Genomic DNA, 15,490 nt, shown 5'->3' with positions numbered 1-15,490 from the left:
GAAAACGTTGTAAAACAGGAACGACATCATTTATTCTTTAATCGTTGGCCCGTTTACCTTGAGTTCTCCGTTTTCCGCTAACTCCAACTCATCCAAAAACACGACACGATCATCGCCCGTTTTGCTTGTCCTGCCGTGATATACGCACCATAGTTTTCCCTCTCGGTCTTTCAATAGACTATTGTGTCCGGTGCCTGACACGATCCCTCCAGTCTCCGTATTTTTTTGTAGGATGGGGTTGGCAGCAGACTTCTCAAATGGACCTAACGGGCTAGTTGCCGTCGCATAGCCAACCGCGTAATGCTGACCCCCAAAGAAATTAGCCGAGTACATCATATAATACGTATCGTTATGTTTGAACAGGTAAGAACCTTCGGTCCATCTACGGTTTACCTCACCAGAAGTTACAGAACGGCTTTCCCATTCCGCTTGCTGATCATCCATACAGATCGGCGGCCGCAGCAACAATGTTGGTTCACCTATTACAGACGAGAAATCAGCAGCCAACTCTACGCCGTATATCCAGCTTTCTTCTATTTCATCAAACATCTTTTTCTCACGGGCCCAATCAGCAATTTCGGATTCTACGGCATGTTTATAGCAACATCTAGAATAGTACAGATATAGCTTACCATCCTCAGCGAAGTAAACATTGGCATCGATAATTGGGTAACCGGGGTCAAAAAGAGGCTCCCCGGTCATGTCTTCAAAAGGTCCTAGCGGACTTTCCGAAACGGCGACGCCTATTTTATAATTTTCCAATTCATTATTTGGATTGTTCTTCCAGTGCGCACTATAAAACATATAATACTTGCCATTTCGCTTGTACACCTCAGGCGCCCAAAAATCCTTTGTTCCCCAGGCTTTCGCTTGATCTGCCGAATATACTTGTCCGCGTTTCTCCCAGGTCTTCAGATCTTTCGACGAATACGCCATAAAACCGTTGGCCACGCCTCCGGTTCCATACATGTAATACAAATCTGATTCGTCGTCGTACACGATAAATGGGTCGCCAAAGGCCACATCCAGCGGGTTATTTGATTCATAATCCTTCGCTTCTTTTTCCTGATTTTCCGTCCGGTTATTACACGATGTCATCGTCAATGTCAATCCGATAACGGCAATGAGTATTTTATTCATCATTTCCTTGTTTAAAATATGGTTTATTTTGCGCTTCGGTACTGGGTATGTTCCCCTTTATGACAGGCCAATCATTTACCCACTCCACTTTGTCGAGAAATAACATCCTTCGGCTAGCTCCGCTAGAAACCTTTCCTTGTGCTACGTCAATTCCATGATATAAAATCCAGTCATCATCGGCATCATCCGTCATGATCCGAGAACCATGTCCGACACCGACAAATCGTTCGTTTGCTTGAAGCAAGAGCGTTCCATTTCCTCGCTCCTTTAAATCACGCCCCTCTTTGTCCAAATAAGGTCCCTGTAGGTTTTCTGACCTACCGACCACCATGTGGTAAGTGCTGTTGACACCAGCACAACAGGAACCACGAGAGCCAATAAAATAGTAGTAATTGTTACGTTTATGTATAATAACGGCTTCTAAATCACCCGCCGCAATTTTAAATTTTTCGTTTTTATCGGTAATCTGGAGACCGTCATCCCGCAACGGAACACCGTATGTACCTTGTTTGGGACCATCGTTAAAACTTCCCCAAAACAAATACTTTTGTCCATTCTCTGCCCACATGAACGGGTCGATTGAATTGGGCACACCGATCGACTTACTATCAAAAATTTTCCCGTGGTCTCGAAATGGTCCCTCTGGTTTGTCCGAAGTTGCCACCCCTATCCCAGGATTGGGATCGTCCCACACAGAAAAAGCATAATATAAATAATATTTTTCATTGTCATATACGGCTTCCGGCGCCCATATCCCACCGCTCCTTTTCCAATTAGGCCTAGTCTCGAAAGCCGACCCGATCAACTTCCATTCAGCCAAATCGCTAGATTTCAGGACAGGTACCAGCCTACTCCCTGCACCGTCGCCCCAGTCGTCTTGGGTGCCATAAGCGTAGAACGCTCCTGACACAGGATCTCGCATAACAGTAGGATCGGCGAGAATCGGCTCAAATACCGGATTAACGAACTCTTTGTCTGGACTGCTTTCTTTAGAAACGTAACGCTGCCCTCCCGTACTGCTCGCACACGAAAGAAACAAACAAGACGAGATTAACTGAAAAATAGGAAAAACAAACGTGCTATTTTTTCTTTTCATTCTTTTATAAATACGACTATTTAAAATAAACAACTTGTTTATAATGGTCCCTTTAAAAGGAACACCGCTTAAAAAGCGATAGAAACAAAATTGGTAATTGCCGCTTATAAAAAGTATTCATTTTAACTCAAAAAAGCGTCGTTTTGTATCATGACAATACGTGGGAAGCGCATCTGTTTCAGCAGAGTTTATCCTAAAACAACCGCGATCGGCCATGCTCCGTCAAAAACGGTAATAGCGTTAATTTAAAATCTCTCCCAGTAATCGCGTCAGCTCTTCCCCCCTAATGTCCCTAGCAATAATTTTTCCGGTGGGGTCAAGCAAAAAATTACTAGGTATCGACCGAATATATAAGGATTTTGCCACTGCGTTATCGAAACCTTTAAGATCCGACACATGGTGCCAGGTCTGCTTATCCTCGTGAATCGCCTCTATCCATCTTTCTCTATCCTCATCCAACGATACACCGATAATATCAAACCCTTTTTTATGGTATCGGTTATAGGCTTCTATTAAATACGGACTTTCCGCACGACAGGGACCGCACCAACTCGCCCAAAAATCAACCAAGATGAATTTATTTTTCCTAATATCCGATAGCCGGTGCATGTTGGAAGAAGTATCAGCTTGCTCAAAGTCTGGAAAAATCGAACCGATCGATAGATTATCTTTTACAGCAAGCATGTCCTGACATTGGTTGTACCTAAAAGTATTCTGTAAATGAGCAGGCATACGCGAGAGCAGGTCGCGGACAAGCGATAAGTCTTCGTTACGTCTAAGTTTGTCGTAAAGAACCTGTAGTACAAAATAGGAATCCAGATGCTCTTCGAGAAAACAGGATTGATCACTAGCCTTCTTTTCTGTATCCTCCAAATCACGTAATTTTAACCACTTTCTTGCCAACACCTCGGTTTGCGAATCAGTAATCTCAAAATTTCTCTTTCCCTTTTTCCAATCTCGAAATCCGTTAAAAATGTGCTCCCTTCCGGGTTCGACCCATGTTTCATATACAATAAAATCTCCGACTACGCGCGGGTTATATTTGTCTTCAATCGAAATGTAAACAAACGTAGGTTCTTTGATATATCCTGATATTTCAAATGCTCCATATTGTTTAAGTTGTATTGTATCTCTTACACCCACACCGCCAACTTCGTAGTAAAAATGATAAACCGCATTCTCCGTCGTGTCGATTGTGCCTTTTAATGTAAAAGGCTCTTGTGCTTTTGTTAAGGCATGTGTTAACAGAGAAACTAAAATAATTAAAGAAAAACGTGTCATATTCTTTACTTTTCTAAAACAACCGCGATCGGCCATGCTCCGTCAAAAACGGTAATAGCGTTAATTTAAAATCTCTCCCAGTAATCGCATCAGCTCTTCCCCTCTGATGTCTCTAGCAATAATTTTTCCGGTGGGGTCAAGCAAAAAATTACTAGGTATCGACCGAATATATAAGGATTTTGCCACCTCATTATCGAATCCTTTAAGATCGGATACATGGTGCCAGACTTGTTTATCATCATGGATCGCCTGTATCCATTCATCTCTGTCCTTATCCAGCGATACACCAATTATATCGAACCCTTTTTCATGATATTGACTATACGCTTTTACTAAATACGGACTTTCCGCACGACAGGGACCGCACCAACTCGCCCAGAAATCAACCAAGATGAATTTATTTTTCCTAATATCCGATAGCCGCTGCATGTTGGAAGAAGTATCAGCTTGCTCAAAGTTTGGAAAAGTCGAACCGATCGATAGATTTTCTTTTACGACAAGCATGTCCTGACATTGTTTGTATCTAAAAGTACTCTGTAAATGAGCAGGCATACGCGACAGCAAATCACGGACAAGCGATAAGTCCTCGTTACGTCTAAGTTTGCCGTAAAGTACTGTTAAAACGAAATAGGAATCTAGATGATCACTGATAAAACGCAATTGGTCGTGATTCTCCTTGTCTTCATTTGCCTTGTTATATAATGCTAGCCATTCCCTAGCCAATACGTCGTTCTTTGAATTGCTTATTTCACAATTATGCACGCCCTTCTGCCACTTTCTAAATCCCCTAAAAACATGCTCTTCCCCAGGTTCTATCCATGCTTGATAGATCACAAAATCCCCGACTACACGCGGGTTATATTTGTCTTCAATGGAAACGTAAACGAGTGTCGGTTCCTCAATGGAGCCTGATATTTCGAACGCACCACCCTTTTTTAGTCGCACTGTATCTGTTACGGCGGAATCCCCAACTTTGTAATAAAAATAGTAAATGGAATTCTCCGTCGTGTCGATTGTGCCTTTTAATGTAAAAGGCTCTTGTGCTTTTGTTAAGGCATGTGTTAACAGAGAAACTAAAATAATTAAAGAAAAACGTGTCATATTCTTTACTTTTCTAAAACAACCGCGATCGGCCATGCGCCGTCAAAAACGGTAATAGCGTTAATTTAAAATCTCTCCCAGTAGTCGCGTCAGCTCTTCCCCCCTAATATCTATAGCAATAATTTTTCCGGCGGGGTCAAGCAAAAAATTACGAGGTATCGACCGAATATATAAGGATTTTGCCACTGCGTTATCGAAACCTTTAAGATCCGACACATGGTGCCAGGTCTGCTTATCCTCGTGAATCGCCTCTATCCATCTTTCTCTATCCTCATCCAACGATACACCGATAATATCAAACCCTTTTTTATGGTATCGGTTATAGGCTTCTATTAAATACGGACTTTCCGCACGACAAGGACCACACCAACTCGCCCAAAAATCAACCAAGATGAACTTATCCGTGCGAATGTTTGAGAGTCTTAGCATCGCGGACATGGTATCGGTTTGTTCGAAATCCGGAAAGAACGAACCGATTGATAGATTCTCTTTCACCGCAAGCATATCTAGAGATCTTTCGTACTTAAATGTCTTTTGTAAATGGGCAGGCATACGCAGTAGCAGCTCACGGACGAGCGATAAGTCTTCGTCATTTCTAAGCTTCGCATAAAGAACCTGTAGTACAAAATAGGAATCCAGATGCTCATCGATAAAACGGGATTGAGCGAGAATTCTTTTCTCTTTGTTGTCTATACGAAGTAGTTGCAACCATTTTCTATATAGCGAATCTGTTTCAGAATCACTTATCTCAAAATTTTCCTTTCCTTTTTGCCACCCCTTAAAGCCCTTAAAAATGTGTTCTTTTCCGGGTTCTATCCAACCGCGATACACGGTAAAATAACCAACAACGCGTGGATCATACTTATCCTCAATCGATATAAAAAGCCGAGACGGTTCTTTGATATGTCCTGATATTTCGAACGCACCACCTTTTTTTAGTCGCACCGTGTCGGTGATCCTTGAATCGTCAACTTCGTAGTGAAAATAATACACGGCATTCTCCGTCGTATCGATTGTACCTTTTAACGTAAACGGTTCTTGTGCTTTTGTTAAGGCATGTGTTAACAGAGAAACTAAAATAATTAAAAAAAACGTGTCATATTCTTTACTTTTCTAAAACAACCGCGATCGGCCATGCTTCGTCAAAAACGGTAATAGCGTTAATTTAAAATCTCTCCCAGTAATCGCGTCAGCTCTTCCCCCCTAATGTCTCTAGCAATAATTTTTCCGGTAGGGTCAAGCAAAAAATTACTAGGTATCGACCGAATATATAAGGATTTTGCCACCTCATTATCGAATCCTTTAAGATCCGAGACATGATGCCAGACTTGTTTATCGTCATGGATCGCCTGTATCCATTCATCTCTGTCCTTATCCAGCGATACACCAATTATATCGAACCCTTTTTCATGATATTGATTATACGCTTTTACCAAATGTGGATTCTCTGCGCGACAGGGACCGCACCAACTCGCCCAGAAATCAACCAAGATGAATTTATTTTTCCTAATATCCGATAGCCGCTGCATATTGGAAGAAGTATCAGCTTGTTCAAAGTCTGGAAATACCGAACCGATCGATATATTATCTTTTACAGCAAGCATATCTAGGCTTTTTTTGTACTTAAATGTGCTTTGTAGATGAGCGGGAATACGCGAAAGCAAATCACGGACACGCGTTAAGTCTTCGTCATTTCTAAGCTTCCCATAAAGAACCTGCAAGACATAATAGGAACCTAAGTGCTCTTCAATAAAACGGGATTGCGCACGGGTAATTTCTTCTTTATCCTCTAAAACACTTAATTTTGACCACTCTCTGGATAAGGAGTCTGTTTTTGAATCACTGATCTCAAAGTTATCCCATCCTTTCTGCCAATCTCGAAATCCTTTAAAGATATGCTCTTTCCCAGGCTCTAGCCAACCTTGATATACGATAAAATCACCTACTACGCGTGGATTGTATTTATCCTCAATCGATACGAAAAGCCGAGATGGTTCTTCTATATATCCTGATATTTCGAAAGCCCCACCTTTTTTTAGTCGCACGGTATCTGTTATGCCTGAGTCTCCAACCTCATAGTAAAAATAGTAAATGGCATTCTCCGTCGTGTCGATTGTGCCTTTTAATGTAAAAGGCTCTTGTGCTTTTGTTAAGGCATGTGCTAACAGAGAAACTAAAATAATCAAAGGAAAACGTATCATATGTATAGAATTTTAAAAGTGGCTTCAGTTTAATTGGTCAGGTCTTCTAACGTTTCAGAAAATTTAGTATTTCCTACATAACCATCGAGATGACTGTACTTTAACATCCCTTCCTTGGTAAAAAACAAGTAACTGGGTAAAAATTGAATGCCCAACGGCTCCATAAGCTTTTCACTTTGCTCAGAATATAAAAAATAATGTTCTCCGCCTATCGTTTTTATGAGGTCATTCCATTTTGCTTTCTCAGACGATTCATTGGTAATATAAATAAAAACAAAATCATTTCTATTTGCATACTGCTCTTTGATAGGCTTCATGCGCGCCAACGCATCCAAACAAGGACCGCACCATGTTGCCCAAAAGTCTACTACAATATACTTGCCGTGATAACGGGTGAGAATTTTTTTCAAAATTTCTTCTTCATTCTCTTCAAAAGGTAGAAAATACTTTCTATTATTGAAACTGGAATCAAGTTTACTATTCAGCTCATTTACATGGAACAAGTAATTGACAATAGCTTTGTTTTGATAATACCTAGTTATTTCCACACGCTCATGCTCGGTTAACGGGCTTCCATTTGATATCTTTTCCAGATAAGCTATGGCTAAAGCCATATCATAAAAGATACTGTTTTCATTTTCAATAATGGTGTTAAACCGCTTGACCAAGTTCTGTTTGTACTTTGATAGTCCGACTTCTTCAATTGGTCGAGCTTTTGCATGAGGATCAGTAAGAATGGTCTCCACCAGTTCTCGATAACCTAGAGGCCAAACAATGTCTACATTGGTGTTTAGTGTATTTACGATACCTTGATAAAAAGAATCTTCTTTATGCGGAATCGAGTTAAGTGCTTGCAATGAGTCGAATCCCAGGTTTTTGTTATGCGCAAGTACCCTTTGGTCGTATCTCTTCAATAACTCAATAGTCTTCACTAAAAATGGCATTTTCTTCACATACGTCATAACGGAGCGGGTGGCAGACGATCCATCCATGCCTCTTTGAATCTCTTGGATTTGCCGGAGATAGCTGTCTTTTACTACTTCCGCGGATTCTATACGCTTGTCTTCTGGGAATCGAGGTTGTTCGTAAGAAAACAGCATGTCTCCAATCTTTTCAGCAATCAATTTAGATTGATCAAAAATTTCCTTGTACTGCCCTGTATAGCGAAGTTCAAAGTTGACCGTATCCTGGTGATATATTTCTAGTATGTCTGTTTCGTCTGGCAACAGTACTGTGGTAAAATACGTATTGCGGTAAGTAAAATAAACAGGCGAAGGCCCGAACGTGTAAAAGGATATATGATACGTTGAGTCGTTTATCCGCGCTACGTTGAGAGGCCTATCATAAGACAGCATATTGCCGCCCTGTATATTCGACATGTCCTTACTCACCGGCACCTCTCCTTTGAACTTTATTTCAAGAGAAGTATATCCATCTGTATATAAAGCCGAATCTTGTGCATAGCACGTCAGATATGGGTGAAAAAGTATTATTGTAAAAATTAAGATTATTTTCATAGCAGCGAAGACAAAATGAAACTAGAACGTTGTTATGTAATAGAAACTTCGAATAGACAGTTGTATTCTTCGTTTATTAAGTTTATAAATGTAAAGTGCACAAAAGACATACTTATGACGACCTGTCAAACAAATAAACGTATTATTTTACAAAAAAAGTATCCAGTTTGACTCAAAAAAACGTCGTTTTGTATCACTACGCTGACCATGAACCACGGACGCTATTCTAAAACAGATTGAGACAAAACAGCAATTTATTGATACGATTACGCAATTTCTACAAACGGATATTCACAAACTTTGTGTGTTAAGTTTCCATTAAGGAACCATTATAAACAGTTTGACTACGTAACTAAATTAAGTTTTTATGCTAATTCTTTATAAAACCAATCGTCATTTAATCTTCATGAAACCGAAGTGGATATCGGCTAGTTGCCTATTTTGTTTGATAGCTGTAGGCAATCCGAATCCTGTCATGGCAGCTAATCCAACCATAAAAATGGAAGCGCTGCACGTGCAAACTAAAGAACTGCGAGGAAAAATAACCGACGCAGATGGTACTCCTTTGGTTGGTGCCACCATCATGGTTAAAGGAACATCCATCAGTACGGCTTCTGATGAACAAGGAGAGTACACCTTATCTGTTCCTAACACCGCCCAGACCTTAGTCGTGACGCTCATTGGGTATGAAACAAAGGAGTTGCAAATTGGTACCCGAAACGTTATCAATGTTTCATTGTCCAGTGGTACTGATGCACTAGAAGAAGTCGTTGTTGTCGGCTATGGTACCATGCAGAAAAAGGATTTGACGGGTTCTGTCATTTCCGTCAATCCCGATCGGATTGCCAACGAAAATCCGAGAACCGTGCAAGATATCTTACGAGGTACCCCAGGTTTAAATGTCGGATTTAGTCCGTCTGCGAAAGGAGGCGGTTCCTTGCAAATACGCGGTCAGCGTTCCGTGTATACGGATGGCAACCACAACAGCCCGCTGATTGTCCTAGACGGCATGTTCTTTTATGGAGAACTATCCGAAATCAATCCCGACGACATTGAGCAAATTGATGTTTTGAAAGATGCGTCTGCTGCTGCTGTATATGGATCAAAGGCGGCTAACGGCGTGATTATTATTTCGACAAAAACCGGTAAAATCGGAAAGCCCGTTGTCAATTTTACCGCTAATTTCGGTGCCACAGGACCTGCCAATTATCGTAAAAGGTGGGACACTGATGCTTATCTCCAGCATCGGCAAGATTGGCTCACAAAGAACACATATGGTGTCAATCCAGAAACCGGAGAATACGAAGCCTACCAAACGGGGGGATTTGCCGATCAACCAGGCTTTTTTATGCGTCCCGACCAATTGCCATCCGCTATATCGCTGGATAGCTGGCGGACATACAGCACCAATGATGAGGGAGAATCCGATTTAAGCATCTGGGCCCGTAGATTGGGCTTAACAGGCAATGCGCTACAAAACTTTATCAACGGCAAGGTGGTCGATTGGACCGACAAGACATTCCGAACAGGATTTGATCAGGATTATAATGCAAGTGTCAGTGGAGCCAGCGACCGCGCCAACTATTATTTCTCCATGGGCTATCTAAAAAATCAAGGGGCTGTAGTCAGTGACAACTACCGAGCAATACGCTCCAACATGAAGGTCAACTTTAATGTGACGGACTGGTTCGAACTTGGTGCCAATGTAAACTTTCAAGATCGATCTGATGGGAATGTCGACATTGACATGGACCAGATGATGCGCAATAGTCCATTTGCCGACTATGCCGACGAAATGGGCAATCCGGTACAATTTCCTTTAAGTTCTGAATTCAGTCAACGGGGTTATAATTACGATTTTCAACGGCAGTTTTTGGAACTAGACAAAGGATTTACGGTCTTCAATACGATATTGCAGGCAAGAATCAAATTACCATTTAACATTACTTATGCTTTCAATGCCGCGCCGCGCTATCAGTTTTTTTATGATCGCTACTTTATGTCGGCGGACCTACCTGGGTCGGACCCTAAAACACGTGGCGCGAATCGCGAACAAGCTAAACGCTTTGACTGGTCGTTGAATAACACAATCACTTGGGAACAAACCTTTGCAGAGAAGCACCGTTTTAATGTAACACTTGTTCAAGAAGCGGAACAGCTTCGTTATTGGTCAGAACGTATTGAAGCAAGAAATATCCTGCCTTCCGACGCTTTGGGTTTTCATGGTGTGGGTTTTGGGAATAAAGAAGACAGTAACTATTTTAGCAACGATACCCACGAAACTGCCGATGCGCTTATGGCTCGTTTATTCTATAATTATGACGAGCGGTACATGCTGACAGCGACAATCCGACGAGATGGCTACTCTGCATTCGGGTCTTCCGAACCCTACGGTATATTCCCTTCCTTAGCAGGTGCCTGGACTTTTTCTAATGAAACTTTTTTCCAAAAATGGAAACATATCATGAACTCAGGTAAACTGCGCGTTTCGTACGGTAAGAACGGTAACCGATCGTTGGGTTCACCGTATCTTGCCTTAGCAAATCTTTCCCGAGGGGGGGGCAAAATGCAAGGCTATCTAAACGCCTCAGGACAACTGGAATTATACCGCTATTTGATGATGGACAGACTGGCTAACCCGAACCTAGAATGGGAGAAAACGTCCGCATGGAATATCGGCTTAGATTTTGGTTTTCTTAACGACCGTATATCGGGTACGCTCGAATATTATACTATGCAAACACACGACATGATTATGGGACAGCGTCTTCCAGGCTTCTCTGGTTTCGGCTCGATCACCACGAATCTCGGACAGGTGAACAACAGTGGGGTAGAATTAGCCCTAAATACTGTCAATATCGATCGGGAAAATTTCAGATGGGCTACCACCGTTGGGTTTTCTTACAATAAGAACAGAATCAAACATCTGTATTACGACTATGTGGATGTACTCGACGCAGATGGCAATGTGATAGGTCGTGAAGAACAGGATGATATTACAAATGGTTGGTTTATTGGACAACCAATCAGCACTATTTGGAACTATCGGGTCACCGGCATCTGGCAGGCACATGAAATAGAGGAGGCAGCACGTTATGGCCAAAAACCAGGTGACCCAAAGGTGTCTAATAGCTATACAGACGACGATGTTATTGGTGAAGACGGTTCCGTAACCCACGTTTATAACGACAGAGATAAAGAATTCCTTGGAGAAGCCACACCACCATATCATTGGTCTTTGCGAAACGAATTCACGCTATGGAAAGATCTCTCCTTTTCGTTTCAATTATATTCGTATATGGGACATAAAAGTCTGTCTGGAAATTACTTAAACAATGACGATGACGGTGGCCATATGCAATACGCGCTAGCCAATCGGCCTGCCAAAGAGTATTGGACACCCGATAATCCTACAAATGAGTTTGGACGGATCGAAGCCTCGGGGCCGGTTGGCGCAGCGGGCGCACAAAAATTGTACAATCGCTCATTTATCCGGCTAGACAATATTTCTGTAGGTTACACACTACCTCAACGCTGGACATCTATGTATAATCTAAACCGTGTTAGGGCGTTCGGCGCGGTACGGAACACAGCTACTTGGGCACAGCAATGGATTTATGGTGATCCCGAAACCGGAGGTTGGGCATCCCGCACATTTACTCTAGGATTGAACTTAACTTTTTAGGTGATTTAGAAACTAAAAGATATGAAGAAGATAATACCACATTTAAATCGTGGAAAACTGGTACTGATGATCGTCGGTGTATTATTGAGTAGTGGCTGTTCACGGGATTTTTTAAATCCAGACCCACTATCTTTTTACGAACCGAATACCACCTTTCGTACAAGGTCGGGCATAGAGGCAACACTCGCTATCTGCGACCGTCACCTCAAACTGTACTGGACAACCGACCACAATGAAATGCTCTCCCTCGGAACAGAATATATCTTTTCTGAGCTGATGGTCGCCGGAGCTACCGACAAGCGTAATATGTTCGCCGATATAGCGAATATGCTTACACCGACCAGCGACGATGGAACGCATCAAGATCTTAACAGAACCAATAGCCTGTGGTACTTTTGGGATGAAACCTACAAAGGAATTAGAAATGCAAACACTATACTTCATTACGTGGACGACGTGCAGGAGTTGGATGAAACCACCAAAAATAGGTTTAAAGGACAGGCATACTTCCATCGCGCCTTTCGCTATATGGCGTTGGTATTCCAGTACGGTGATGTACCACTTGTGACAAAGCTATTAGAGGTGCCCAAACAAAACTACCGGAGTACTAAACGTGAAGCCATATTGGAAATGATTACGCGTGAAATGGAATTTGCCGTAGAATGGGTTCCTGAGCAAAGCGAGATAGGCCTGATTGGCATGGTTAATAAGGGAGCATGCCGAATGCTTCTAGCAAAGTGTTATTTGGCCATCGGCGAATATGAAAAAGCAAAGGAACAAACTGACATCTTGATCGATCAATCCGGGTATAGTCTCATGACTAACACTTTTGGCAGCTTTAATGAAGGTGGCGAACCAGATACCTGGTCGATTACGCGAAACGTCATCTGGGATTTACACCGATCCGAAAATAAGCTAATCTCGTCTAACCAAGAGCTTATTATGGGTATGCCCAATCGCGGAGCCGAGGCAGAATCTTTTGTCAAATTACTGACTATGCGCATCCTATACCCTTTCGTTTTCGACAACAGAGTGCAGGCCAAAGACGGTCGACAGGCGCTGATGAATATCCGTCGTAACACGGCCAACTATAACCCTCAATACGATTATATGCGCGCGTTCGGACGCGGTATCGCAACATTTCGTCCGACACGCTTTCATATGACCAACTTATGGCAGGTAAATGGCACGATGGACGAGACGGATTTACGGCACAGCTCAGAAGTAGGCAATTGGATTCGGATGGAAGATTACCGAGTGAACAACAAGGAATCGTCAGAATTTGGTAATCCACTCACCCTCTTTGATGACAATGGGAGGCTATTATGTAGCGACACAATCCGTCGCTGGTTCGATGTACCACATTATAAGCTATATTTGGATGATCCTGTTGCTGAAGCGAATATCGTGGGGTCAGATGGACATCGTGGTGCTACCAACGGCGGTCATGCGGATTGGTATCTTTATCGTTTGGCAGAAGCCTATCTCCTACGAGCAGAAGCTAAATTCTACATCAACCCGAGTGATCCAACCATTAAGGATGATTTGAATGTGATAAGAGAACGAGCACAGTGTAGCGAACTGTACACGAGCACTGTCACGATAGGTGACATCCTGGATGAACGCGCGCGCGAGTTGTATTGGGAAGAATGGCGTAATGTAGAATTAAAGCGCGTATCTATGTGTTTAGCACGTAGTGGTAGACCTGACGAGTGGGGGAATACATATAGTTTAGATACTTATGACAAGCAGCAAGGGACCGACGCTAGCGGAGGCAGCTATTGGTACCAGCGCATTGTGCATTATAGCATGTACAACAAAGGCCCAATAGAGATCAATGCTCCAGGAAATAGTAACCCGCACTATCGGATGGACAAGAAAAACATGCACTGGCCAATACCTAATTCGGCTATTACCGCCAATAACAGGGGACGTTTAGCACAAAATTATGGTTACGATGGTTACGATCCAGCAACACCAAAGTGGGAAACGTGGCAAGAAGCTGTTGCCGATGAAGATAGCGCAGGAGAATAGTGTATTATGATATGAATATTTCTAACAGAACGAATAATGGGCTTCAAAGCCTATTATTCGTCTTCATGTATTTATTGCATCTACAAGCAACATTCGCACAAGACTACTATAACGAATCCCGGCAAAACCCCAAACCTAACTTCCTCATCATCATGGCGGACGACCTGGATGTGCAACAGCTCAGTTGTTATGGTGGTAAAAATTTGGATACGAAGCATATCGACCGGCTGGCATCAGAAGGGCTGAAGTTTAATTCGATGATTGCCTCCGAGGCGATGTGCATCCCTACGCGTGCATCCTTATTAACGGGTTTATATCCTGCTCGGCACGGTGCTTATCAGAACCACAAGCCCGTAAACAAAGGATTAAAAAGCATCGTGCACTATCTTGGCGGTCTGGGATATCGTGTAGGTCTCACAGGAAAAGACCATATGACCAAGCCGAAGACCATCTTTCCCTTCGATATCATCGACGGTTTTGAAACAAACTGCGTATCCCCAACGGATGTCTATTTTCTAGATAGTGTTCGACATTATATCACACAGGGTTCGCCCTACTGTCTGTTTATCATGAGTAACAATCCGCACACACCGTGGACCGTAGGAGATCCAAATGAATTTAATCCTTCGAAATTGACACTACCCGCACACTGGGTCGATACAGAACAAAGCCGTACCGAATTTTGTAAGTACTTAGCGGAAGTCAGGCGTTTGGATAATCAGGTGGGCGATGTCTTAGCGATGTTGGAGAAGACGGGACAAGACAAAAACACGATTGTTGTTTTCCTAGGCGAACAAGGACCACAATTCCCCGGTGGAAAATGGAGCCTGTATGATTATGGGCAGAAAAGCGGTATGATTGTTCGATGGCCAGAAAGAGTAAACGCCAAGACAGAAACAGATGCGATCGTACAATACGAGGATATCACCCCTACCCTTGTCGATATTGCTGGAGGCAAAGCAATTGGCGGTCTTGATGGGAGGAGCTTCAAACAGGTGCTGACGGATCCCGAAAAACCGCATCGGGAAGTTGCTTTCGGTATTCACAACAATATTCCAGAAGGTCCGGCATATCCTATACGGAGCGTACGAGACAACAAATATAAATTAATTCTAAACCTCCTACCAGAAGCCACTTATTCCATAAAATGGATGATGAACGATAAAAATCCGACACTGGTATGGCCTACCTGGATAGCGGAAGCGCAACACGATGAAGCAGCAGCAAAGTTAACAAACCGTATAGCGCACAAACCTGCGGTTGAATTCTACGATTTACAAAACGACCCTAACGAATTACGTAACCTGGCAGAAGATCCTGCGTATAAAAAATTAGTTACAAAATATACAAATCGCCTGCAAAACTGGATGAAAGAACAAGGCGATTCCGGAATAGATATGGACACAAAATTTTAACTCTGACTAACGTACATCTT

Annotated in this window: 10 protein-coding genes; 3 read left to right on the top strand and 7 right to left on the bottom strand. The window is 42.5% G+C overall.

The features are described from left to right. Positions 1-30: 30 nt before the first annotated feature. The 7 genes from C5745_RS03510 to C5745_RS03480 form a co-directional block, all read right to left on the bottom strand. Positions 31-1,143, bottom strand: a complete 1,113-nt coding sequence (locus C5745_RS03510) for a glycoside hydrolase family 43 protein (protein ID WP_105715577.1) — start codon at positions 1,141-1,143, stop codon at positions 31-33. Continuing rightward, positions 1,133-2,236: a family 43 glycosylhydrolase gene (locus C5745_RS03505; protein WP_105715576.1), complete on the bottom strand. Its 1,104-nt coding sequence runs from the start codon at positions 2,234-2,236 to the stop codon at positions 1,133-1,135. Before C5745_RS03505 ends, C5745_RS03510 begins: the two co-directional genes overlap by 11 nt. 240 nt (positions 2,237-2,476) lie before the next feature. Next, on the bottom strand, positions 2,477-3,517 hold the full coding sequence (locus C5745_RS03500) for a TlpA family protein disulfide reductase (protein ID WP_165793007.1): 1,041 nt from the start codon (positions 3,515-3,517) through the stop codon (positions 2,477-2,479). 60 nt (positions 3,518-3,577) lie between these two features. After that, positions 3,578-4,618: a TlpA disulfide reductase family protein gene (locus C5745_RS03495; protein ID WP_165793006.1), complete on the bottom strand. Its 1,041-nt coding sequence runs from the start codon at positions 4,616-4,618 to the stop codon at positions 3,578-3,580. A 60-nt stretch (positions 4,619-4,678) separates the two neighbouring features. Further along, a complete protein-coding gene (locus tag C5745_RS03490; protein ID WP_262508114.1) occupies positions 4,679-5,686 on the bottom strand; it encodes a TlpA disulfide reductase family protein in 1,008 nt (335 codons plus the stop codon). A 92-nt stretch (positions 5,687-5,778) separates the two neighbouring features. Continuing rightward, a complete protein-coding gene (locus tag C5745_RS03485; protein WP_105715572.1) occupies positions 5,779-6,819 on the bottom strand; it encodes a TlpA disulfide reductase family protein in 1,041 nt (346 codons plus the stop codon). A gap of 29 nt (positions 6,820-6,848) precedes the next feature. Beyond that, positions 6,849-8,336, bottom strand: a complete 1,488-nt coding sequence (locus C5745_RS03480; RefSeq protein WP_105715571.1) for a TlpA family protein disulfide reductase — start codon at positions 8,334-8,336, stop codon at positions 6,849-6,851. 406 nt (positions 8,337-8,742) lie between these two features. Here C5745_RS03480 and C5745_RS03475 point away from each other — a divergent pair, with 406 nt between their 5' ends. The 3 genes from C5745_RS03475 to C5745_RS03465 are packed head-to-tail and all read left to right on the top strand — an operon-like array spanning position 8,743 to position 15,470. Continuing rightward, on the top strand, positions 8,743-12,021 hold the full coding sequence (locus tag C5745_RS03475; protein WP_207795704.1) for a SusC/RagA family TonB-linked outer membrane protein: 3,279 nt from the start codon (positions 8,743-8,745) through the stop codon (positions 12,019-12,021). 21 nt (positions 12,022-12,042) lie between these two features. Continuing rightward, complete coding sequence (locus tag C5745_RS03470; RefSeq protein ID WP_105715569.1) at positions 12,043-14,055, top strand: RagB/SusD family nutrient uptake outer membrane protein; 2,013 nt, start codon at positions 12,043-12,045, stop codon at positions 14,053-14,055. Between the two features lie 11 nt (positions 14,056-14,066). Further along, positions 14,067-15,470 (top strand): sulfatase family protein, encoded by a 1,404-nt coding sequence (locus tag C5745_RS03465; RefSeq protein ID WP_207795703.1) that lies wholly within the window; start codon positions 14,067-14,069, stop codon positions 15,468-15,470. Positions 15,471-15,490 lie beyond the last annotated feature (20 nt).

Origin of the sequence: Sphingobacterium haloxyli (assembly GCF_002980525.1) — a bacterium.
In the GTDB taxonomy this organism is placed as follows: domain Bacteria; phylum Bacteroidota; class Bacteroidia; order Sphingobacteriales; family Sphingobacteriaceae; genus Sphingobacterium; species Sphingobacterium haloxyli.
This window is presented reverse-complemented; position numbering and strand designations above follow the sequence as displayed.